This window comes from Nostoc sp. CALU 1950, assembly GCF_051172895.1.
In the GTDB taxonomy this organism is placed as follows: Bacteria; Cyanobacteriota; Cyanobacteriia; order Cyanobacteriales; family Nostocaceae; genus Nostoc; species Nostoc edaphicum_A.
The window spans coordinates 1-25,543 of the sequence record NZ_JBDNJQ010000091.1 but is presented as its reverse complement, the minus strand read 5'-3'; the positions used below and the strand labels follow the sequence as shown (position 1 = coordinate 25,543).

General features: G+C 39.9%; 9 protein-coding genes. 1 reads left to right on the top strand and 8 read right to left on the bottom strand.

Annotated elements, in window-relative coordinates; translation table 11 throughout:
- The first annotated feature begins 990 nt into the window (after positions 1-990).
- Positions 991-3,282, top strand: a complete 2,292-nt coding sequence (locus tag ABF638_RS22800; protein WP_435025254.1) for an amylo-alpha-1,6-glucosidase — start codon at positions 991-993, stop codon at positions 3,280-3,282.
- A gap of 285 nt (positions 3,283-3,567) precedes the next feature.
- Here the strand turns inward: ABF638_RS22800 and ABF638_RS22795 are convergent, their stop codons facing one another.
- From ABF638_RS22795 to ABF638_RS22760, 8 genes are all read right to left on the bottom strand, one after another.
- Positions 3,568-4,002, bottom strand: a complete 435-nt coding sequence (locus ABF638_RS22795; protein ID WP_435025253.1) for a hypothetical protein — start codon at positions 4,000-4,002, stop codon at positions 3,568-3,570.
- Positions 4,003-4,027: 25 nt separating this feature from the next.
- On the bottom strand, positions 4,028-5,725 hold the full coding sequence (locus tag ABF638_RS22790; protein WP_435025252.1) for a GUN4 domain-containing protein: 1,698 nt from the start codon (positions 5,723-5,725) through the stop codon (positions 4,028-4,030).
- Positions 5,726-5,931: 206 nt separating this feature from the next.
- Positions 5,932-7,689 carry an ABC transporter ATP-binding protein/permease gene (locus ABF638_RS22785; RefSeq protein WP_435025251.1) on the bottom strand — a complete coding sequence of 586 codons (1,758 nt, stop codon included), beginning with the start codon at positions 7,687-7,689 and terminating at the stop codon, positions 5,932-5,934.
- 181 nt (positions 7,690-7,870) lie between these two features.
- Positions 7,871-9,049: a 2-isopropylmalate synthase gene (locus ABF638_RS22780; protein ID WP_435025250.1), complete on the bottom strand. Its 1,179-nt coding sequence runs from the start codon at positions 9,047-9,049 to the stop codon at positions 7,871-7,873.
- A 71-nt stretch (positions 9,050-9,120) separates the two neighbouring features.
- Entirely contained in the window at positions 9,121-13,350 is a 4,230-nt protein-coding gene (locus tag ABF638_RS22775; protein ID WP_435025249.1) for an amino acid adenylation domain-containing protein, read from the bottom strand.
- A 158-nt stretch (positions 13,351-13,508) separates the two neighbouring features.
- Positions 13,509-14,117 carry a Uma2 family endonuclease gene (locus tag ABF638_RS22770; protein ID WP_435025248.1) on the bottom strand — a complete coding sequence of 203 codons (609 nt, stop codon included), beginning with the start codon at positions 14,115-14,117 and terminating at the stop codon, positions 13,509-13,511.
- A gap of 57 nt (positions 14,118-14,174) precedes the next feature.
- The gene (locus tag ABF638_RS22765) at positions 14,175-22,100 is read right to left on the bottom strand and encodes an amino acid adenylation domain-containing protein (protein ID WP_435025247.1); all 7,926 of its coding nucleotides are present in this window, start codon (positions 22,098-22,100) and stop codon (positions 14,175-14,177) included.
- A gap of 134 nt (positions 22,101-22,234) precedes the next feature.
- Positions 22,235-25,450, bottom strand: coding sequence for an amino acid adenylation domain-containing protein (locus ABF638_RS22760; protein WP_435025246.1), 3,216 nt, complete (start codon positions 25,448-25,450; stop codon positions 22,235-22,237).
- Between the last annotated feature and the right edge of the window lie 93 nt (positions 25,451-25,543).

The following is a 25,543-nucleotide window of genomic DNA, read 5'->3' as shown; positions in this document are numbered from 1 at the left end:
GTAACACTTCGTTACAAACTAGTAGTTCGCCAAGGGAACTTGGCGGGGTAAAGGGAAAAAATTAAAGGCAAAAGGTGTTTTATCCCTTGCCCTTTCCCCTTTAAACTTTAACCAATCTTTACCCGGCATTTTTGGGTTGGCAGACTACTAGGAGGATTGCGTGCAACTTGATTTGTTGATTGACAACCTAATAAGCCCAATATACATTCTCGCCCAACTTTGCCATTTGCTTGCACAGGTAAAAACTTTCAGGAGTAAGTACTAAAACACTAATTATTGTATGGTTTTAACTACTGTGTTTATTAATCACCAAGAACATTGACATTCACATAATTTAGCCCATGATTAGTGATTAAATTTAATAAATTAATTAATTATCATAATTTAGTCTAATCAAATACCAAAGATATTTAAAACAAAATTGTATAATATATATGGAACAAATGCTCTGTATACCAACAAAAACTGTGAATGTAGGATTTTTTCTGAGTATACTATATAACTTGTGTCTCTGAAAGTTCAACGACTAATGAATTATCTCAAAACCCTCAGTTTTCAGTCTTGACTTGAGCCTTATAGAATATAAAATTATCAATATTTGTTTATATAGATTTGAGCGCTGCTATTTTCTTAGCAGTATGTAAGGATTATTTTGGCTCCAATGGCTCAAACGAGTTTTAGACAGCCTCTTTTTTCGGAAGTTGTGAGGATCAACAAGAAGGAGAGAGATGGGGGGCAGGGGAAAATCCCATACTTAAAAGCAGGGGTAAGATAATTGACCTGACTTTGAACCTTGTGTCTCTCTACGAGATGCTGTTTTTTGTTTAGACTGCGTGTCTTGACCCAAATCTTTCTTTTTTCAACCTGAATAAATCTAGTTGCTCTGTCCCAAAGCAAAAGGGTATTTTTTCTTTCCCCGCTGCCTCTTGCGTAAAAGACCTCTACTCAAAAGATCACAAAAATATAGACCTGTACACGGAACTTTGGCTCATGACACCGGATACATTAATGACCCCGGAAAAAATTTTCCTGGATGGAAAAACTTTTATTCCTGCCGAACAATTACCTATTCCTGAGTGGCCTTGTGTTGTGAGTGAAAGACCACAACCGACACTGACGGTTAAAGATGATGATTTATTTTTTGTGACAGATACTATTGGGAATATTTCTGGCTGTTCCCTCAACGATGGCAATCCCAGCATGGGACTGTTTTGTTGTGATACGAGATTTCTCAATCGCTTGGAGCTGCAAATTGAAGGGCGATCGCCTGTACTCCTCAGTAGTACTGCTGAAAAAGGGTTTTCACTCTCAATTTTGTGTACTAACCCCAGAATTGACGAACGCCTGAAAGCCGAGACTATCGGAATTCGCCGAGAAATAGTTCTGAATGGAGCGCTATTTGAAGAAATAGAAGTATCTAACTACAGCACAAACACTGTTAATTTTGAACTAAGTATCAGCTTTGATGCGGATTTTGTTGATTTATTTGAAGTCCGGGGCTATGACAGAGAAAAACGAGGTCGGCTTTTACGTCTAGTGGAACCGACGGCTGAAGAAGGAACATTTTCTCAGGTCGATAGCGTTGCGCCTGTACACAAAGAGCCATCCGCCCCTAAAGAAGAATCCTTGACACTCGCCTATCAAGGTTTGGATGGCTCGGTGATGGAATCCCGAATTCTATTCCAGCATCGGCAACCAGACTATTTCAAAGGGTACACTGCGGTTTGGCAGCTAGAGTTAGCTTCTCACGAAACTCAAAAGCTGGGCTACCGAGTGAATATGTTGAGAAACAACCAGTCCAGTTCAACCGTAAGTGCCGCCACTACCTTAGGACAAGCGAAAGCTGCTGAGTGGATGGAGGAGCAACACTGGGTACAACAAATTACCCGCATTAGCTCAGATAAAAATACCTTCAATCGAGTGATTGAGCGGGCTGAACAAGATATGTATTTGTTGCGCCAATCTTTTGGGAAGCATAAGACTGTTTCCGCCGGAGTGCCGTGGTTTTCGACACTATTTGGGCGAGATTCGCTGATTACTGCTTCTCAAACCCTGATGTTAAACTCGCAAATCGCCAAGGAAACCCTGATATTACTTGCGACATACCAAGGTAAAATCGACGACGAATGGCGCGAAGAAGAACCGGGTAAGATTTTGCACGAGTTACGTTTAGGAGAAATGGCTCGTTGTCAAGAAATTCCCCATACACCTTACTACGGTACAGTTGATGCCACTCCCCTGTGGCTGCTGCTCTATGCCGAACATTATGCTTGGACCCACGATCAAGAACTCCTAGAGCAACTTTGGCCCAATGCTCTAGCAGCAATGGAGTGGATCGATCGCAACACCAAACAAACCAGCTACCTGAGTTACTTCCGTACATCTAAACGCGGTCTTGCTAACCAAGGTTGGAAAGACTCTGGCGACTGTATCGTAAACCACAAGGGAGAATTAGCCAACGGCCCAATTGCCCTTTGTGAGGTGCAAGCTTATGTTTATGCTGCAAAAATGCGCCTAGCAGAAATAGCTAGGATGAAAAAGCGGCTTGATTTGGCAGATCGTTGGCAAGAAGAGGCCAGAAATCTTAAGGTTCGTTTTAATCGAGATTTTTGGGTGGAAGACCAGGATTTCTGCGCTTTGGCTTTGGATGGAGACGGCAAGCCAGTAGACAGCATTACCTCAAATCCTGGGCATTGTCTGCATTTGGGACTCTTCACAGACGAAAAAGCTCATAGTGTAGCAGAACGGTTGCGGGCACCAGATATGTTTAATGGTTGGGGCATTCGGACTCTGAGTAGTTTGTCACCTGCTTATAATCCGATGGGTTATCACATTGGTTCGGTTTGGCCCCATGATAACGCTCTGATTGCAATGGGATTGCGATCGCTCGGTTTGATCGATCAAGCTCTGGAACTTTTCCAAGGTTTATTCGATATGACTGAGCAGCAACCCTATCAACGTCCTCCAGAACTTTTCTGCGGCTACGAACGGAATGGTGATAATGCTCCTGTACAGTATCCAGTTGCCTGCACTCCCCAAGCTTGGGCTACGGGTAGTGTTTTCCAACTCCTACAAATGATGGTCAATTTGGTGCCTGATGCTCAAAATAATTGCTTGCGAATAATCGACCCAGCTTTGCCAGAATCGATTAATCGTTTGTCATTTCATAATTTGCGAGTCGGCCCCACCATCCTCGATTTGGAATTCGAGCGTTCTGGAACTACGACTGCTTGTCGCGTTGCGAAAAAACGGGGCAACTTGCGGGTAGTTATCGAAGCTTAGAAAGGCAGTAGGGAGTGGGAGTAACGCTATTTTGTGAGCAGGGGGAGCAGGGGGAGACAAAGAAACAAGTGTATTTAGAGCTATTGCGGTAGTAAAAATTACTAAAAGTTTCTCTTTGCTTCCCCCACTTCACGATGATCTCATTTTTCCGCGTTGCTCCCGGAATTTACCCAACTCAGCACTCTTCATAAACTCTGCCACTTACTAGTACAGCACGGCGGAAATAAACCACCCATTCCCAATCAACAAAACCCTTACGCTGTCTTCATTTTTAATTTTTAATTTTTAATTCCGCCTTGCGGTACTAGTATTATTTATCTTTGTCCCAATAATTGATTGCTCTTTATCCTTGATCAAAAATTTAGAACTATTAATTCTAATAACATCATAACTTTCTGGCATAAATATAGAACTTAAAGTAGCTATCATATCTGCAAGAGAAATCTTAAAAGCTAATGGTATCTTTAAATTAAAAAAGGATTTGGGCATAGTTTTAACATTTAAATGCAATTTTTTTTGAGTTACGTACCATACACCAGTAAATTTATTACCTGTTATCAGTTCTTTAGGTTTAGAAAAAAGAAGCATTTGAACCCTGTTTTGCTCATAAGTCATATCATCTTTAAATTCAATAGTTATTTTTTCGGAATACGTATCAAAACGCCATTTTCCCAAAAGTAAAATTTCTATTTCCACATCAGAATGCTTACTATTACTCATATTTATCCTCAAGTTAGCTTTAGCTCTAGTTTTTCCTATTATTAACAAATGTGTGATTAACACATGGGAAAGTTTCGCTACAACTTTTTGCACGAGAAAAAAATAAGTGCATCTGCCAAACTAACCAAGACTTTACCCGCCAAGCTCCCATTGAAAGGTGTTCTGTAGATGATTTTGCGGATAAGTCAAAGCTATCTTGGTCATAGTGTAACCATTTGGCTGGTAAGTGTCCCATCGGTGTCATCGGAGACAATTTAAAAGTTAATTGCTCATAGTCTAGCCAGTTTCCCTCTTTTCGCCAACCAAGGCGATCGCCGAGCCTCTTTTCTGTTTCATAGTCTACTTGACCACCCATTTCGCTCCAGATAGTTTGCTGAATACTGAAGCCGAAATAACCATAACTATATTGTTCCCAAAGTTGATCAATGGTGTGGAGTTCTTGACAAGAAAAGTTATCAATATCTTCCTTATAAACTTCATTCCAATAATTCTTATTCATGACTTTTAGCATTAGCTTAGTGGTTTCAATGTCAGCTTCTTTCCACTTATGCTGCGCGAGGAGATCCTGCAATTGGATATAATCAATATTGCTGGAAAATTCTTTTGTAAACCTAACATTATTATTAGTCAGTCCCATCAATCCTGTTTCTTCAACAGTAGATAGAGGTGCTGTAGAAACAAAAGTTACTTCTGCTCTTTGATCAGTGAGTTGCTTGGATATATAGTTAGATATTAAATCAATACCCTTGTCTAAAAAGACGCCATTTTCGCTCAAATCAAAATTATGGATTTGCCAATCTAATAATTGAGATTGAATCAAAGCATCTTTTAATCTGTTTTTTTTATCATAGCTTGTTACCATAAAGTCGAGAAAAGTTTCAGAAATTGCCTCGTTTTCTTCAAGATTAAATAAATTGGATTGATTCTTTAAAATACTATCACCTAGATTTTTAATATCTCCGACAGTTGTATAGAAATATTCATCTACTTTTACAACTTCATCTATTAAAGATTGAAAGGGACTAAAGTAATCTTGTAAAGAATTTTCAAAATTAATTGCAGTATGGGCAATTTTTGCTATATCTTGACGAACCTTATAGGCTTTTCTTTGATATTCGTAAATTTCTTGATGTACTTCTAAATCTTTAACTATTTGCCGAACAATCTCTTTTTGATTTTTAGTATCTTCTGCAAGGTTTTTAATTCCTTCACCAAGCAATCGAATCTTTTCTAACATTAGAAAATAAGCATTGCTCAACAGTAAAACTGCTTTAAAGTTTTCTTGCTTTTCCCATCTTAAGCCATCAAGAATTTTCGGATTTTTCTCATTTTCTAGCTCTAATTTTCTTCTTTCCTCTTCTAAAGTTTTTATTTCCAAATACTTATGTTTGAATAATGTTTTTAAATCGTCTGTAAGAGTTAGTAAAAAATTATGATAACTATCCTGATAAGTTTCTAGAAAATCAATAATATGACTGTAGTCCTTAATAAATAATTGGATTTCATCAAAAATTTCTCCCTGGCTAATTTCTTCTTTTCGTTTAATTATCCCACCAAACTGATGATGATATCGTACACCTTCTTTAATTAATCTTTGACGTTCTCTAATTTTTTTCTGAACTGTTTTTACACCGTTATTCTTGAGAACTGGTAATTGATAGCTTCGTTCATAAATTGAAATAGCTTCGTAAGTAATTAGTTGTCTTTGCTGTTTAGTTAACATAACCTTGATTTGTAAAAGTATGAATATTCGTTAATCTCTTACCCATTTCAACACCTCCGGGTGTTTGTCATAGCGGTAGGGTCGGTAAAGCCATCCTTAATAGCAATGGACTTTCCAAAGTTAGGGGGTGCTTTCAAACCTCTCCTTAAGTACCCCAGTCTTGGAAAATACCCCTTTTTTGACTTTTGTGTACACCGTAGGCTTTTTCAGAGGGAATTAATGGCAATTTGTTTTGCTTTTTGCAGTCGATAATCCTGTACACTCACAAGTTGCCAACTCGAATCTTGTGATAGTTCCAAAACCCATTGATGATAATTAAACAAACTTTCTCGATGTCCAACACTGATAAATGTTGTTTTTGTTTCTTGTAACTGTTGATATAAACTCTCTTCATTATTCAAATCTAAAGCACTCGTTGCTTCATCTAATATAGTGAATCTAGGATGAGTAACTAGCAATCGTGCAAATGCAAGGCGTTGTTGTTCTCCCAGCGATAATATGTTCTCCCAAGGAACTTCAGTATCAAAGCTATCCACTCTACTCAACAAGTTTTGCAGGTTGACTTGTTGTAAAACTTCTTTGAGTTCTGCGTCGCTCATTTGACGATTTGTATTAGGATATACTAACTGTTCGCGCAAAGTTCCCAAAATTATATAAGGACGCTGGGGCAAAAACAATACTTCTTCTAGGGAAGGTCGCACCAGACGGCCAGTCCCAGCATTCCACAAACCAGCGATCGCTCGCAACAGAGAACTTTTACCTCGACCACTAGGCCCAACAATCAATAAACCTTCACCTGCTTTCACAGAAAGTGATAAGTCTTCGACGATTACCTGCTCATAGTTTGGCGTTTGTAAAGTGACATTCTCAAAAGCGAGATGGTTTTCTTCTATTGTTTTAATAGTACTTACGTTCTCTGGTTCTTTGGTAACAAATTCTAACGCATCTGAAAACTCAGCTAACCGCTCAACGTAACTCGAAAATCTTCCAGAAGTTCCAAATTCATTGATTAATTCTGCTAGAGCAATAGCAAACAGATTACAAGCTAAACTGGCTTGGCCAACTTGTCCAAAATCAATCTCATCTCTAATCTGTAAAGGGCCGAGCACTATAAATGGAAATATTTGGATAACAGCCTGATATCCTCTGCTAAAAATATCTTTATTTCTCTCCCAATTAATTTTGCGTTTCGTACTTTTGACAATATTACTAAATCTTCGCTTAATTATATTTTTCTCTTGGTTTTCTCCCCGAAAAAAAGCTATTGATTCAGCATGATTACGAACATGAGTCAGCGCATAATTGTAATCAGCTTTAAATTCGAGTTCCTCTTGACTAATCTTATTCAATTCTTGAGTTAAGTAAACAGCAATTACATTACCTACAATCGTATAAGCAACCAAACAAATTGCCACAAATTGAGAAATTGACCAGACAATTATTAAAAAAGTGATCATTTCCAGCACTTTTTCTAATAAAGTAGCTGAAAAACTGAGAGCGCTTCTGGGAATGGGTTCGATTTCTTGTGCTAGACGTTGATCTGGGTTATCAATATCAGATTTAAAGTTAATTTTATAATAAGCACGATTGCTAAAATATTTTGATAAAATCTGATTATTTAGCCATTCGTACCAATCAAGAGCAATTTGTTTTCTGACAAATTTAGAAATTCCGACTAAGAGTGTTACACAGATCAGGGCAGCGCCATAAACCAATAACATATCAACAAATTTACTAAAATCTTTTTCTTCAACGATCGCATCGACTAAATAGCGGCTGACGAAGCTATTAAAGGCAGTTACAGCCACGAGCGCAATGATTAATAATATCAGAACAAAGAGCATTCCCCATGCACGAATCACGTCTGAAAATGCTCTTCCCCATGCCTCTGTAGGATACCAGTAAGGCCCTGCGATCGCTTTCACATCCTCCCAAAATTGAGTAAAAGCTGAAGGAGGATTCATTATGGGTTTATTAAGAACGGTTTTGGCTTGCATGTTGTAAAAATAAGTTGAGGCTCTTGATGCTGACTGAATAAATTTGGTATTTTACTATATTGACTGAACAAGGAAAAAGTAAAAATTTAAAAGGCAAATAAATATTGTATTAATATTTTTTTACTAAGCTACTACATGACAATATAGATTATTTAAACACCCCATTTTGCCATAGTTCCAATATCTCTTTGGCTGTAAAATAGCGTTCTTGATCCACAGAAAGAAATTTAATCACTGAGCGCATTTTTTCATATTGCTTCATTGGTTGAGGATTTTGCAGTTGCTTTTCAAATAGATATTGAAAATTACTGACTCCACTCCATTTGCCGAAGAGAACCTCTATAGTGTTGTAAGGCAAAGCAGCATAGCTTTGAGGATCGCAAAACAAAGAATTGACATGGATACCTGATTCGTGGCGTTGAGCGGTTTGAGAGTAAGGTGCTGCTGGACGAACTCCCAATTGCTCGATGTAATCAGTCACCGCGACGATAGCATCATAGTTAATCCCCTTCACTTCAATGCCGAAGCGGACTCGCAACCCATTTAAAACCTGCTCAATGGCAACATTTCCGGCTCGTTCCCCAATCCCGCAAAAAGTACCCGATACTAAAGTCGCTCCAGCTATGACGGATTGGAGAGTATTTTCGAGAGCCAAGCCCATATCATTGTGGTAGTGTACCCCGAAAGCAACCGCAGTTGTATGTTGCAGCAGGTCGTTAATCCAGACATAGCTCTTTTCTGGACTGAGGACTCCGACTGTATCACAAAGCAAAAAGTGTTCAATATAAGGGCCAAAAGAGCGGATACATTGCACTAAAAAGTCAAAATCAGTTCTTGAGGCATCCTCGGCGGCGAAGTCTACAGTGAGTCCAGCAACCGTAGTGGCATAGTGCAAATTTTCAACAATTACATCAATCGCATTTTGGCGAATTCTATTGATAACGTTAACGGGGACATCATCATCAATAGTTTTTCCTTTAAACTCCTTCATCAGACGGATCTGAGGATCTCGTAGAAACAGGAGTCGATCAGAAAGACCATGAAAAAGGATAATGCGCTTAACACCACAATCTTTTGCTTGATCAATATATTTCTTTTCCATTAAGGTAGCGGCAGTAATTAATCTATCTAATCCCTCTGATACTAATGTTTTAGTCAGTTCAGATTCTTGCTCACATACACAGGGCATAACATCGAGTCCATCGACTCCGGTTTGAGCAATTAGATGGGCGAGTTTTTGTTTGGTTGGGTAAGAGAAAAAAATGCCTGCTTGTTGTTCTCCATCCCGCAGGGTTTCATCGTAAATTTTGATAGGAAGTGTTTTCATTAGCCCTTTCGCAAAATTATGTTAAATAAGGAGTCAGAATTCAGAATTCATAATTCAGGAGTTAGAATGCTCTACTCTGCTCCATCTAGCATAAAGGCTTGTAATTGTGTGGCTAATAGTTTGACATGGGGTTCATAAAGCATTTGACCGTGGTTTCCAGGTACAGAAATTACCTTGACAGGCTTTTGAGTATAGGTTTGCCATCCCCAATCGGGTAGATCGTAATCAGAAAAAGCTTGTAGTTCTTGTAAAATAATCTCCTTAACTTCTTGAGCGCGGAATAAAACAATGGGAGCAGAAATTGGATGAGTAGGCTGATAATTTGCATAGTTGAGCGTTAGTACTTTCATCACTTTCATATTGGTTTTGAGTAAAGAAAGGGTGGAATGTTCGGGTAAAATATTATTTCGGTACAAATGTTCTGCTGCTAGTTCCCACCTCGCTTGGTCATTGGGTTGAACAGCTAAATCGTCATATTGCAGTCCTAAATAAACTCCCTTTAAGACTTCAATTCGTCGAATCAATTGCCAGATCCAATCAAGTTCTGCTCTATCAGTAAAATACTCAGGTTTAGAAACTAGTCCAGCGTCCAATATAGCTAGTAAACTCACCGTTTCACCTTGCTGTTCGAGTTGGGAAGCCATTTCAAAAGCAACGGCACAACCTGAAGAGTATCCTGCTAATATATATGGAATTTTAGCTTGCTGTTGACGTAATAAATTAATCAGTTGACTTGCATGAGTTGCTACTGATTCAGGGAGTACGCTAGAGCCGTCTCTTCCTGGAGTTTCTAGTCCATATATTGGCCGCTCAGTTCCTAAGTTAATTGCCAAATCTCGAAAATAGAAACCGTGTCCGTTTGCGCCAGGAAGAAAAAATAAAGGTGTTGCATGTCCTTGAGCTTGGAGTGAAAGTAAATCGGGATTTGACTGTTGAACCTCAGTATTACAAAGTTGTTCTGCTAGTTGAGCAATAGTAGGATTTTGAAATAAACTACTTAAAGAAAGTTGTTGCTCAAATACTTCTTGAATATTATTGAGCAGTTTAATCGCTAATAAAGAATGACCGCCCAAGTCGAAAAAATTATCATGAATCCCAATGTCTTGATGTTCGATTACAGCAGACCAAATTTGCACCAATTGTTTTTCAATTTCGTTCCGTGGAGGTTCATATAAACCCTCATTTACACCATTTGGAGCAGGTAAAGATTTCCGGTCAACTTTGCCATTGGGAGTTAAAGGCAACTCATCCAATACGATGATCTGAGCAGGTATCATATAATCAGGCAGTCGGGATTTAAGACTATTTTTTAATTGGGTAGACAAATTATTATTGATTCCCGTTACATAAGCAATTAAACTTTGGTTATTTTCAGTTTTATATAAGGTAACAATTGCTTCTTGAACTGATGGATGTTGCAATAAAATCGATTCAATTTCACCGAGTTCAATCCGAAAACCCCGTAATTTAATCTGTTCGTCAATGCGACCTAAATACTCAAGGTTTCCATCAAACTCCCATCTTGCTAAGTCGCCAGTTTTGTAAATTCGCTCAATTTTACCGAATAACTCAATTTTGATAAATTTCTTGGCGGTTAAATCAGGATGTTTGAGATAGCCTCGTGCCAAACCCACTCCCGCGATACACAATTCTCCAGGTATGCCAGGGGGTAATGGTTGATTTTGAGGATCTAATATGTAGATGCGGATATTAGATAATGGTTGACCAATAGGTGGTTTTTTGCAATTAGGATGACAGAGTGCGATACTAGCACAAACTGTAGATTCTGTTGGCCCGTAGCCATTGAAGAAACTTCGTCCTATTGCCCATTTTGCCACTAATTCTGTTGGACAAGCTTCACCAGCAACAACTATAGTTTGGCAATCGGGTAAAGCAGCTTGAGGTAATAGGGATAACACTGAAGGCGGTAACGTGATATGGGAAATTTTGTGTTCTTCTAAGAAGTTCACTAAGTCTTGACTAGGTAATAAGGTTTCTTGCTTTGCCAGATACAAACAAGCCCCTGCGGCGATCGCAGTAGCAATTTCCCAAATTGAGGCATCAAAGCTGAAAGAAGCAAACTGAAGCAATCGGCTTTGAGGTTTAATTTGCAAAACTTTGTCGATCGCCAAAGTTAAATTCACCAGTCCTCCATGCTCAATCATCACCCCCTTGGGTTGCCCTGTCGAACCAGAAGTATAAATTACATAAGCTAAATTATCAGGAGTACTTTGAGGATTAGGATTATCTATTAACGCAAAAATAAAAGTTACTCGATCTAAACAAATTAACTGGTATTTCAGTTTAGCTAGAGGTAATTGATCTAATAGGAAACTTTGGGTTAGTAATACCGATGTCCCCGAATCCTCTAACACGAATTCAATCCGTTCTTTAGGATAATTGGGATCAATTGGCAGGTATGCTGCACCCGCTTTCAGGATACCGAGTAAACCAATAATCATTTCCAAAGACCGTTCAACACAGATGGCAATTAAAGTGTCTGGGTGAATTTGGTGATTTTCAATTAGATAATGAGCTAGTTGGTTTGCTTTTTGATTGAGTTGCTGATAAGTTAATTGTTGAGATTCAAAGACTAAAGCGATATTATGAGGGTTTTTTTCAACTTGTTGTTCAAATAAGTCAACTAGAGTTTTATCGTGGGGATAATCAGTTTTAGTTTGATTCCAGCATTGTAGTTTTAGAAGTTCGGGCGCTGTCATCAAAGGGAGGGTATTAATAGGTTGTTGAGAGTTATCAACAATTCCCTGAAGTAGAACTTCAAACTGTTCTGCCATCCTTTGTATAGTACTTTTCTCAAAGAGATCGGCGGCATATTCCCAAGTTAAATTTAACTGGTTATCAGATTCTATGACTAGAAGTACTAAGTCAAATTTAGCAAAGGGATAAGTTAATGGGAGCCATTCAATCTCTATTCCTGGCAAACTTAAATCGGAACTTTCATTATTTTCCAGTGCTAACATGACCTGGAATAAGGGATTATGGCTCATACTGCGTTCTGGTTGCAACTGTTCTACCAGATACTCAAAGGGAATGTCTTGATGGGAGTATGCATCTAAACAAGTTTGGCGAGTTTGTTGCAGAAACTCGATAAAACTTTGCTCAGGCTTGATTTGGTTACGCAGTATCAAGGTATTGACAAAAAAGCCGATTAATCCTTCTGTGTGGCTATGGGTGCGGTTAGCAATAGGAGAACCAATACATAAGTCTTCTTGACGACTGTAACGAGAAAGCAGAATACTGAAAGCCGCCAACAAAGTCATAAACAAACTTGCACCTTGCTGTTGACTGAAAGTTTTTATGGCAAGAGTTAAGTTAGGCGATAGGGAATAGCGATCGCGATCGCCTCGGTAACTTTGCAATGCTGGACGGGGATAATCGGTAGGTAACTCCAGCAATGGGGGAGCATCCTTGAGTTGATTTTTCCAGTAGTTGATCTGGGTTTCCAATACTTCCCCTTGTAACCAATTTCGTTGCCAGTTTGCGTAGTCGCTGTATTGAATGGTCAACGGTGCAAGGTTTGGGGTTTGACCTTGGGCAAAGGCGGTATAAACTTGTCGTAACTCACGGACAAACACCCCCATTGACCAGCCATCACTGATAATGTGGTGCATATTAATGAGTAGCACGTATTTCTGCTCTTTGAGTTGCAGCAGATTCGCTTTAAACAAAGGCCCAGTATTTAAGTCAAACGGTTCTTGAGCATGAGCATCAATCAAACGCTGGATATTTGGGGAGTCGGAAATCGTTATTGGTAAAACTCTTTCCCAGTCCCCAGTCCCCAGTCCCCAGTCCCCAATTCCCAGTCCCCATTCCCTTAAAACTTCGATGTCGTCTAAATTTCGGATCGCAACCTGGGGATGTCCCGCCATTGTGGGGAAATACATCCTCAGACTGTCATGCCGATTAAGCAGATAAGCCAAACTAGAGCGCAAAGCATCAATATTGAGGTTTCCATCCAGTTGCAAAGCGATCGGCATATTGTAACTGGCTGATGGGCCTTGGAGTTGTGCTAACAGCCAGAGGCGTTGTTGAGCAAAAGAAAGGGGCTTGGGCGCATCATCTGGCAAGGTCGGAATTTCTTCTGTCATGATAGTTGTGGCTTTGACAGAATTTAAGAATGTTAATATATCTGCTTTGTTGGCTTTAATTTCCTGCTTGAGTTCAGAAGTTAAGGCGTTTTTACTAGTACGAATTCGTAACTTATCGTCATCAGCCCAAATTCGGCATCCTATGTTCTGCAAACGCAACATTAAATAAACCACTTGCTCATTTTTTGTCATAATTTAAGTAAGTCGGTGCAATTAAAGCTAACTGGTGGGGCTGTCCTTTGTCATTAGTCATTAGTCATTGATAAGGGTTTTAAGCCTATTTACGTTTCATAACATAAGTTGCTTTATTACCATCTATTTACGTATCAAATTTTCTCCTAATTCTTTAACTATTCTGAATTCTGAATTCTTACGCCCATCATATCCATTACTTCCAATTCTACATTTTCGTAAAGGTCAGAAAATGAGGCTGTTAGGTTAATACTTTGTAGTTCAAAAGTTTGGTTGTCAGGTGTATAAGTTTGTAGCACCCATAACCCTTGTTCATTACGGCGAAAGGTTTCAACTCGTTGATGTTTGCTATTAACTAAAACGTATTCATCTAAGCTGTCAAGGGTTTGATAGTCGTTGAATTTGTCACCTCGGTCAAAGGCTTCGGTAGAATCTGATAGGACTTCAAGAATAAGCTTAGAAAAGCTTTTATAGGTTGGGGTTTCTCGGTCTTTTGGGTCACACGTTACGAGAATATCGGGGTAATAAAAGCGATTACGTTTCTCAATCCTGGCTTTAATATCGGCAAAGTAAACTCGACAGTCTGACCCTCGCAAGTGGTTACGAATTAATAAAACGAGATTTAGTCCAATGGTGTTATGGGTGTCAGTTGTTCCCGCCATTGCGTAAACTTGACCATTAATATATTCGTGTTTAATGTTGCTTTTTTCTTCTAGTTGAAGGTATTCATCGGGAGAGATAAAAACGGAATCAGATAGGGCAATCATAGGTTTTCTGATTAAAAGATAAATTTTGCTTAAGGACGTGTTTTCAGATATGGTAGTTTAAAGTTCGATTTCCTCTTCATCTAAGTTGAGAGGCTGCATACTTTCAACAGTGGAATTAACCCAAATGCAGGTATCAAGATAACTCGCTAATTCAGTGATCGTGGGAAACTCAAATATTTTACGTAGAGGTAACTCGACTTTGAATTTATTACGGATGCGGGCAATTAATTGGGTGGCTAATAAAGAATGTCCACCCAAGTTGAAGAAGTTACCATAGCGGGCGATGGCTTCACATTTAAGCAGCTTCGCCCACAATTCGGCAAGCAATTTTTCTGTCGAGGTTACAGGCAATTCAATATCTGTTGATGCAACGGTTGCATTTGGTATAGGTAAAGCTTTATGGTCTACTTTTCCATGTGGTGTTAGTGGTAGTTTATCTAACACAGTGAAATGGCTAGGAATCATATAATCAGGCAGATTTTGACCCAGAAAATCACGCCATTCAGCTAATATTGTTGGATCAACTTGATTGCTGCGATATTGTAACGGCTGGTTTGAGTAATCTTGCCAAGGTTTCAGGCGCAAATTTTTACCCTGAGCAAATCTTGGCAATATTGCCTGTCCAGGGATATTCCTTTGAAAAACAACATCGTAATTAGCAAAACCTGTGGGGCTATATTGAATGAAAATGGTATAGGGTAAATCTCGCGCTAAAGTTCGGAAAAGTTCGGGTTCTATGCCTGTTTTGGCTTTGGCAACTGCCGCTTTTAAGTCTGAAACAGTACCATCTAATTGAGCAATTTTTTCTAACAGCAAAATTTCTGAAATTAGACGCGCATTCGGAATATTGTTAATGCCTAACAAATCCGGCTGCTGAGTTTTTAAAATTCTCTCGATTGTTTCCAAATTCAGTTGTTCATCTTGCCAATCTAAGCATTGTAATTCGGCAATGGGAGTATATGCCTGATCTAGGTGTAAAACAACGTTATAACGAAAACGGCTCATTTCCGTTTGAGCATAACCCCGTTGCAATTGAATTTGCACATGACTAATCAGAGGAAATCTTTGTTTGAGGGCGATAAAGAAATCAGGGTCAATTAGTAATTCGCTTTCGGTATCAATGCTTTTTTGAATCTGTTGACGTAAGTCCTTAATTGACAACTCATCGGGGGCGCGATAAAACTCGACTGCGGTGTGGAATGCTTCTAGTAAAAGGAGATTTCGCACATCGCCAATAAAGATTGAACCCTGAGTTTTCACAGCTTTAATAGCTCCCTCCAAGACTTGTAAAAAGTAATCCAGAGAGGGAAAATACTGGATAACAGAATTTATGATTACCAAGTCATAAGCATTTGTTTCAATATCATCAAACTGGTTAGCTGCACTAGTTTTTAAAGTAACTTTCTCGTTGAGAGACTGCTGTTTGAGATGTTGTTCAATATACTGCAACGCTTCCGGTGAAAAATCCGTACCCAAATAATGCTGACAATAGGGCGCAATTTTAAACAATAACATCCCTGTCCCGCAACCAATTTCCCAAATCCGTTTGGGTTCAAGTTCCAGAATTTGGGAAACTATTGTATCTCGCCATTCTTGCATTGCCGCCTGGGGAATGAGTTCTCCTGTGTAGCTATCATTCCAACCGGCTAAATTTAGAGTTAGATCATCAATTAGGGTTTGTTGCTGAGAGTAGCTATCACGAAAAACTTGTTGCCACAGTTTCACCTGTTCAGATGTTGCATCTAACGTATCTGTTGCTGTGGGGACAATATAAGCCAGCAAGCGCTGATTAATTGCATCTTCTTCTTGTAAAATCACAACTGCTTGCTGAATTTTCGGGTGTTTGGCTAACGAGGCTTCAATTTCACCTAATTCAATCCGAAAGCCACGTAGTTTTACTTGGTTGTCAATCCGCCCCAGGTATTGCAAGTTGCCATCGGGCAACCATCTGGCTAAATCTCCGGTTTTATAAACTCGCTCTTGTTTGCCAAATAAGTCGAGTTCAATAAATTTTTCTGCTGTGAGTTCGGGACGGTTGAGATAGCCACGGGCTATACCAGCACCGGCAATACAAAGTTCCCCAGGAATTCCAGGAGGTAGGGGTTGGTTTTGGTTGTCTAAGATGTAGATACGTGCATTGGCAATTGGCTGTCCGATTAATAAATCGTCAATTAGATCCATTTTCCCAGTCGCTTCGTAGACACAACACCCCACAACCGCTTCTGTTGGCCCATATTCGTTGATCAGGCGGGTATCAGGGGCATGAGTTAGCCACGGGATTATCTGGTTAGCGTGTAATGCTTCACCACCTAAAATAAAGGCATTGACCCGATTTGGCATAGCATCAAGATCGAGTTGCTGATTTAGGATTTCCAAATGGGACGGTGTGATTTTGACTAGGGAGAGATGATTGCTTTGTTTGATGATGTTTGCTAAAGCTTCAATTTCTTGTTTTTCTCTAACTAATATGGCAGTACGCCCACAAATGAGAGGTAGATAGAGGGAGGTAATGGTTGCATCAAAGCTAAGGGAAGATTGCACAGGTGTACCTTGCCCTTGCGCTACTGCATAGAAGTCTTTTGCCCAGTGCAAATAGTTACTTAAACCACGGTGTGGTATTTGTACGCCTTTGGGTCGTCCAGTAGAGCCTGATGTGTAAATCACATAAGCTAAATCATCTTGATTTTGGATTTTAGATTTTGGATTTTGGATTTTAGGATTTTCTGGAGATTGGTTGGTAAATTTATCCTCATCTAAATATAGGATTTTTCGGGAGTGGGGAGTGGTGAGTGGGGAATGGGAAAGAGTTTCTTTATCGAAAGTCGGCGGGAAACTCCATCCCCTTGTGGATGATCGAGGTTGCTCCCCCGCCGACTTGGAGCATTGGGCATTGGGCATTGGTGACTCTTCCCCATGCCCCATGCCCCATTCCCCATGCCCAAAAACTACATCCCCTTGTGGGTGGAGTTTTTCATCTTTGAGTTGACTATGGGTTAGCAAAACCCTTGCTCCACAGTCTTCGAGCATGAAACGAATGCGTTCTTGTGGATAATTGGGGTCAATTGGCACATACGCCCCACCTGCTTTGAGGATGCCAAACAAGCCAATAACCATTTCTGGCGATCGCTCCACACAAATCGCTATTAATGGATTATCAGGCAATTGTTGCTCTGTTTTCAGTTCCAACAAATAATGCGCTAACTGATTAGCTTTCTGGTTCAGTTCTTGATAACTCAGGCTTTGGTCTTCAAACACCACGGCAATATTATCGGGTGTTCGTGCTGCCTGTTGTTCAAACATCGTTACCAATGTCTGATTTTGAGGATAATCAATGTTGGTTTGATTCCAAAGTTGCAGTTGTTGGATTTCTGCTGTTGTCATCAAGGGCAATTTACTGATCGGCTGTTGAGGATTTTCGGTAATTGCTTTGAGCAAGACTTCAAAGTGTCCCGCCATGCGTCCAATTGTCTCTGCCTCAAATAAATCGGTGGCATATTCCCACATACAATGTAGTTGACCATCCCTTTCGCAGAGATCGAGTGTCAGGTCAAACTTGGCAAAGGGATAGTTTTGATCCAACCATTTAATATCAAGTCCTGGTAGACTAACTTTTGTCCCTGCCCCTTCGGTATTTTGCAACACGAGCATGACTTGGAATAAGGGGTTATGGCTCAAACTGCGTTCTGGTTGTAACTGTTCTACCAAATATTCAAAGGGAATATCTTGATGAGCGTAAGCATCTAGGCAAGTTTGGCGGGTTTGTTGGAGTAACTCACTAAATACTTGCTCTGGCTTGATTTTGCTCCGCAATACTAAGGTATTGACAAAAAAACCAATTAATGATTCTGTGTGGCTATGGGTGCGATTAGCGATCGCACTACCAATACATAAATCCTCTTGACGGCTGTAACGAGATAGCAAAATATTAAAAGCCGTTAACAGGGTCATAAACAAACTAACCCCGTGTTGTTGACTCAATACTTTAAGTCTCTGAGTCAGTTCATTATTCAAACGATATTCCTCTCGTCCACCTTGATAACTTTGTTGTGCTGGACGGGGATGATCAGTGGGCAAATCCAGCAATCGAGGAGCATCACCTAGTTGTTGTTTCCAGTAATTTTCCTGAGTTTCTAAAATCTCCCCTTGTAACCAATTGCGCTGCCAAGCTGCATAATCACTATATTGAATCGGCAACGGTGACAAATTTGGAGCATTCCCCGCAGCAAAAGCAGCATAAGTCTGTTCCCATTCACGTTTAAACACTCCCATTGACCAGCCATCACTAATAATGTGGTGCATATTAATCAGCAGCACATTTTTCTGTTCGCCCAGTTGCAGCAGTTTCGCTTTGAATAGGGGGCCGGTATTTAAGTCAAAGGGTTCTTGAGCGTGGTTATCTGATAACCGTTGTACGGTTTCTGCTTGAGTCTGGAGATTAAGTGACTGTAAATCTGTAATCGCCAACACTTCTATATTCTCTAGATTTTGGACGGCTACTTGCGCCTCTCCTTCTAGTGCGGGGAAATAGGTGCGTAGAATGGCATGGCGATCGAGGAGATAATCAAAACTTGCACGCAACGCTTCTATATTCAACTTGCCTTCAAGTTCTAGCGCCGTTGACATATTGTAGGTAGCCGAGGTTCCGGTGTCTTCAAGTTGGGCTAAAAACCAGAGTCTCGATTGGGCAAATGACAGATTTTTAGGAGCATTTTCAGGTTGTGGCGTGATGGGTGGTAAAGCAATTACCGAAGCGGCTTTGTCAATTTCTGTTGCCAAATTAGACAAAACACTCTGTTCAAATACCTTGCGGACAGGTACTTCTACCCCAAAAGTGTCACGAATGCGGGTAACTAATTGGGTTGCTAATAGAGAATGTCCACCCAATTCAAAGAAGTTATCTTGACGACCAATAGACTTAGCTTTTAAGAGACTTTGCCATAAGTTAGCCAACAGTTCTTCAGTTGGCGTTACTGGCATTTGAAAATCCGTAGAAGTGGCTGTATTTGGTGTTGGTAATGCTCTACGATCTAGTTTTCCATTGGGGGAAAGGGGCAACTGATCCAATACCATAATCTGGCTAGGAATCATATAATTTGGTAGGCGAATCTTCAGGTAGTCTTTGAGTTGACTCGCTAAATTACTGGATTTTACCTTTGCCGTGACATAAGCTACTAACCTGGGATTATTATCAGTTTCATATAAAATAACAACCGCTTCTTTAACTAAATAATTTTGCAATAATAGCGATTCAATTTCACCAAGTTCAATCCGAAATCCCCGTAATTTAATCTGTTCATCAATGCGACCTAGATACTCAAGATTGCCATCAGAGTTCCATTTTGCTAAGTCGCCAGTTTTATAAATTCGCTCAGTTTTGCCAAATAATTCAACTTCAATAAATTTCTCGGCGGTTAAATCGAGACGGTTGAGATAGCCTCGTGCTAAACCCACTCCCGCAATACACAATTCTCCAGGAATACCAACTGGTAACGGTTGATGATGAGTATCTAATATATAGATGCGGATATTAGATAACGGTTGACCGATAGAGGGTTTTTTTCCATTGGGTTCACAACTAGATATACTGGCGATGACTGTCGATTCTGTCGGCCCATAGCAGTTGAAGAAACGCCGTTTTTTTCCCCAGTGTGTCACCAACTCTGCTGTACAAGCTTCACCACCAACGATTACGGCTTGCAAATCAGGTAATGAGGCTTGAGGTAATACAGATAAGACGGAAGGAGGTAAGGTGAAATGGGAAATTTTGCGATCGCACAACAAGTCCACCAAAGCCTGACTAGGTAACAAAGTTTCCTTATTGGCTAAGTACAAACAAGCACCTGCGGATAAAGCAGTGGCAATTTCGCCAATAGACAAATCGAAACTAAAAGAACCAAACTGAAGCCAACGGCTATGGTGTTGAACTTGAAAAATTTCAGCCCAGGCTAAAGCTAGATTGACAATTGCGCGATGCTCAATCATCACTCCTTTGGGTCGTCCCGTTGAACCAGAGGTATAAATTATATAAGCTAAATTATCAGGGTTATTTTGAGGATTGGGATTATCTGTTAACGCCGAACTAAAAGTTTCTCGATCTAAACAAATGATCTGGTGTTTCAGTTTCGCTAAAAGTAATTGGTCTAATAGGAAACTTTGGGTGAGCAATACCGATGTCCTAGAATCTTCTAACATGAACTCAATGCGTTCTTTAGGATAATTAGGATCAATCGGTACATAAGCTGCACCTGCTTTGAGGATACCGAGTACACCAATAATCATTTCTAAAGACCGTTCAATACAGATACCAATTAAAGTATCTGGCTGAATTCGGTGATTTTGAATTAGATAATGAGCTAGTTGGTTCGCTTTTTGATTAAGTTGTTGGTAAGTTAGGCTTTGGGATTCCAACACCAAAGCGAGATTATTAGGGTTTTTGGCAACTTGAGCTTCAAACAAATCAACCAAAGTTTGATTGAGGGGATAATCGGTTTGAGTTTGATTCCAGTTTTGGAGTTGCTGACGTTCTTCCTCTGTCATCAACGGTAGAGTATCGATTGGTTGTTGAGGATTATCGACAATTTCTTGAAGTAAAACTGCAAAATGTCCCGCCATCCGTTGAATGGTTTTAGCCTCAAACAAATCGGTTGCGTATTCCCATTCTCCTGTTAAACCTTGGGCTGTTTCCCGGAAAATCAGTGACAAATCAAACAGAGTTGTGGTGTTTTCCCACTCGAAACGTTTAAGGGTTAATTCATTGGTTTCTAGTTGCTGCTGGGTTTCATTTTGCAAGCTAAAAGCCACTTGAAATAGGGGATGATGAGAAAGCGATATCTCCGATGGGCTACGCCTACGCTCCTTACCCAATTCATCAACTAGTTTCTCAAAGGGTAAATCTTGATGATCGTAAGCATCTAGGGTTACTTGCTTCACCCGTTCAAGTAATTCTAAGAAAGTTGGATTTCCTTGTAGATTGGTACGTAATGCTAGTATATTGACAAAAAAGCCGATTAATGCTTCTATGTGGCTATGGGTGCGGTTAGCGATCGCAGAACCAACAACAATATCCTCCTGTCCACTGTAGCGCGAAAGTAACAGCGTAAATGCTGCAAGCATTGTCATAAACAGAGTTGTTCCTGACTCCTGACTCAAACGCTTTAACTTCTGTGTTAAATCCTGATTGAGTTCCAAAAACTCACTACGCCCTCTGAAACTTTGAACTGATGGGCGGGGTTTATCAGTGGGAAATTCTAACAGAGGCGAGACTTCAGCTAATTGTTTTTGCCAGTAATTGAGTTGGGTTTCGAGTACCTTACCTTGTAACCATTGTCTTTGCCAGTGGGCAAAGTCGGCATATTGCAGCGGTAATTCAGTTAAGGGAGAAGATTCTCCGGCGGAAAATGATGTATAAAGGCTGAACAATTCACGGCGAAATATTTCCATTGACCAGCCATCACAAACGATATGATGGATGACAAGCAACAACAGATAAGATTGGTCATTCAGTTGCAACAACTTTACCCGCAGCAAAGGTGGGGTTGATAAATCAAAAGGCTGTTGCAATTCTTTTGTAGCTAACTGAGTGGCTCTGCTTAACTGATTTTCTTCAGTAAATTGTCGCCAATCTAGCACTTGCATTGTCAATTGAGGATGAGGATGAATCACTTGTATAGGCGACTCATCGACAATAGAGAAGCTAGTACGTAAGACTTCATGACGTTGAACAATTGCTCTAATAGCTTGTTCTAAAGCACTTATATTCAGAAATCCCTTAATCTGCCAGAAAAACGGAACGTTATAGACACAATTTTCACCTTCTAATTGATCTAAAAACCACAGTCTTTGTTGAGCAAAGGAGAGGGGAAGGGGTTGTTCTCTCGATACGGATGTGAAGAGTGGAAATTGCTGTTGCTTCTTCAGTTTTCGTAGAACTAATTCTCGCTTATCTGGAGAAAGGCTTTCAAGACGTTTTAATAAATCGCTCATAATAATTATTGGAAATCACTTTTTTTGATCGACTCAAAAAGACTCAATTCATAACAACCCCTTTCTAAAAAACTCCGCGTACCTTTGCGATGACTCTGCGTTCCTTTGCGTTTAAAAACTCTACAAACTTCTACTCACAAAAGCAATTGTTGTGTCACCTCTTCCTCTGACAACTGATCAACTTCCCTTAAAATCTGTGCTAAAGCATCATTTTCTGCTTGTTCAATTTGTTGTTCACTCACTTTTTGTGCAAGTTCAGCAATAGTCGGATTTTCAAACAGATAACGGAGAGAAAAATCTAGGGAAAAGGCTTCTCTTAGACGAGAAATAACTTGAGTAGCGAGTAAAGAATGTCCCCCTAACTCGAAAAAATTATCGTGAATTCCCACCTGTTTTACTTTGAGAACTTCAGCCCAAATCGTGGCTAATTCTTGTTCCGTTGGCGTGCGAGGAGCAACAAAATCAACCTCTAGATTTCTTTGAGAAGTATCTGGAGCGGGCAAAGCACGGCGATCGATTTTACCATTAGGCGTTAGGGGAAATGCCTCTAGAAATACGAAAGTGGCGGGAATAATGTAATCAGGCAGCTTTTTCTTGAGGAAATTTTGCAGGATGCTAGGTGTTAGTTGATTATCCTTGGTAACTAGATAAGCCACTAAATACTTGTTACCCGGTTCATCTTCCCGCACCATAACTAAAACTTGCTGAATGTCAGAATGTTGAATTAAAATTGCTTCAATTTCTGCTAATTCAATCCGAAAGCCGCGAATTTTTACTTGTGTATCAATTCGACCGATAAATTCTATATTTCCATCAGGGAGGCGGCGTGCTAAATCTCCGGTTTTGTAGAGTTTGTCTCCCTCAATAAAAGGATTACAAATAAATTTCTCACTAGTTAATCTTGGTTGATTTAAATAACCTCTCGCAACACTCGCCCCGCCCACATAAAGTTCTCCAGTAACGCCAATTGTAACTCTGTGTAAATCTTTATCTAGTATGTAAACTGTCCTATCGCCGATGGATTTTCCAATGGGAATTGAATGGACATTTTCAGCAAGTTGTTTGGGAATCGGGTAACAACAAGTAAAAACTGTACATTCGGAAGGGCCATAAGCATGAATTAATTGCGTTCTCGGCAATAATTCTAAAGCGCGACGAACATGAGGTACAGAAACAGACTCTCCCCCAAATAGTAGTTGTTTTATGTCTGACAAACCTTGTGGCATTTTATCAATCATGAGATTGAATAACGCAGTAGTCAGAAACAGGGTGTTAACCCTTTGTTCTTGGATGATGCGGCTTAAATTTTCAGGTGTGGGAATTCTTTCTGGGTAAAGCACACAACACCCACCGTAAAGCAAGGGCGGCCAAAGTTCTAGGGTTAGTGCATCCCAAGAAATCGATGAATGTTGTAGCCAGATTTGTTCTGCATCAAGGTGAATATAATCGACTCCAAACATGAAACCAATAATGCTGCGATGGGTAACTTCTGTTCCCTTTGGTGTTCCCGTTGAGCCGGAAGTATAGATGATATAAGCTAAGTTTTCTGGATTAACTTCACTGAGCAAATTGTTTTCACTGTATTGGGCAATGATTTCCCAATCTGAGTCAAGATTCACCACAGTTTGATTATGGATTGGCAGTCTATTTTGTAAATGATTTTGCGTTAATAAAATCGATGTCTGTACATCTTCTATCATGAACGCCAATCTTTCTGGAGGATAATCAGGATCTAGCGGAATGTATGCTCCACCGGCTTTGAGAATAGCCAGTATTCCTATTACCATTTCTAGCGATCGCTCGACACAAATTCCCACCCGCACTTCGGGTTTAACTCCCAAAGCTTGTAAATAATGAGCTAATTGATTGGCGCGGTTATTCAACTCCCGATAAGTTAAATATTGTTGTTTATATACAATTGCTAATGCATTTGGGCTTTTTTCTACCTGTTCTTCAAACAAAATATGAATACATTTGTAATTAATAGAATTTGTTAGTTTTTGATTTTCTAGCAGAATTAACTGTTCTTCTTCAGTTGCACTGAGTAGAGATAATTGAGAAATATATTGTTGTAGATTAGTTACTATTCCTGTGAGCAATGTTTGGAAATTTTCAATTATGCGGACAATTGCCTGTTGCTCAAAGCGGCTGGTGTCATAAACAACCCTGCCAGATAATTGTGAAGCAGGATTAATCACTACAGTCAGAGGGTAATTCGTGCGTTCAAAACAACTAATATTACTAACTTCTAAAGTTTTCTTAGTTTCCTGTTTAGCAGCATCTATTGGATAATTTTCAAAAACTAAAATGCTTTCAAACAGTGGTATTCCTGGAGGAATATCACTCATTTGTTGAATTTCTGCCAGGGAATAATAAGCATATTCTTCCTGCTCAAATGTCTGGTTTTGTAAATGCTTGAGCCAGGGTAATAACTCTGTTTTTCCACTGACTTGTACCCGTATGGGGAGGGTGTTTATTAATAGCCCCACCATCGAATCCACTCCTACAAGCGTTGATGGACGACCGGATACAGTTGCACCAAACACGACATCATTTTCTCCACTGTAGCGGGAAATTAGTAATGCCCATGCTCCCTGCACTAAATTATTCAAAGTTAAATGGTGCTGTCGCGCCACATATTGCAGTTTTTCAGTTACCGTTTGAGATAATTGAAACGGTTGCTCATTATATATTCTTTGTTCTTTTTCTCTGTTACCTATTAAAAAAGTAGGAGTTGCAAATCCTCCGAGAGATTTTTGCCAAAAATTCTTAGCTTGATCAATATCCTGTTGCTGTAACCATTGAATATATTCTCGATAGGGGCGAACAGGTTGGAGGCGTAAATGTTCACCTCGCTGATTAGCCTCATAAAAAGCTAAAACTTCTTTGAGAACAATCTGCATCGACCAGCCATCAAATAGGATATGATGATGGCTCCAAATAAATTGGTAAGTTTGCTCTCCTAGCTGAATGACAGTGAAGCGCATTAGAGGAGCTTGAGCTAGATCAAATCCTTTTTGGCGATCGCATTTCAAAAAATCCTCTAGCTGCTGTTGTTGTTCATCAGCAGTTAAATGCCGCCAGTCCAGCTTTTCCCACGGGAGATCCACTTGCTTACTTACCATTTGCAAGGGCTTTTCTATCTCTTCCCAATAAAAGGAACTGCGTAAAGCTGGATGTCGCGCCACAACACGCTGCCAAGCTTGCACAAAAGCAGAAAAATTTAATTCTCCAGAGAGGGTGCAAAGCAACTGCTCAAAATAAACTTCCGACTCTGGCGCATAAAGGGCATGAAACAGCATTCCTTGCTGCATGGGTGAAAGTTCATAAAGGTCTTCGATATTGTTCATGATATTGGGGATTGGGGATTGGGGAGCAGGGGAGCAGGGGGGCAGGGGAGCAGGGGAGCAGGGGGGCAGGGGAGCAGGGGGGCAGGGGAGCAG

Coding starts and splice junctions, on each gene's coding strand:
- ABF638_RS22800 (WP_435025254.1), top strand. CDS start 991: ATGACACCGGATACATTAATGACCCCGGAAAAAATTTTCCTGGATGGA.
- ABF638_RS22795 (WP_435025253.1), bottom strand. CDS start 4,002: ATGAGTAATAGTAAGCATTCTGATGTGGAAATAGAAATTTTACTTTTG.
- ABF638_RS22790 (WP_435025252.1), bottom strand. CDS start 5,725: ATGTTAACTAAACAGCAAAGACAACTAATTACTTACGAAGCTATTTCA.
- ABF638_RS22785 (WP_435025251.1), bottom strand. CDS start 7,689: ATGAATCCTCCTTCAGCTTTTACTCAATTTTGGGAGGATGTGAAAGCG.
- ABF638_RS22780 (WP_435025250.1), bottom strand. CDS start 9,049: ATGAAAACACTTCCTATCAAAATTTACGATGAAACCCTGCGGGATGGA.
- ABF638_RS22775 (WP_435025249.1), bottom strand. CDS start 13,350: ATGACAAAAAATGAGCAAGTGGTTTATTTAATGTTGCGTTTGCAGAAC.
- ABF638_RS22770 (WP_435025248.1), bottom strand. CDS start 14,117: ATGATTGCCCTATCTGATTCCGTTTTTATCTCTCCCGATGAATACCTT.
- ABF638_RS22765 (WP_435025247.1), bottom strand. CDS start 22,100: ATGAGCGATTTATTAAAACGTCTTGAAAGCCTTTCTCCAGATAAGCGA.
- ABF638_RS22760 (WP_435025246.1), bottom strand. CDS start 25,450: ATGAACAATATCGAAGACCTTTATGAACTTTCACCCATGCAGCAAGGA.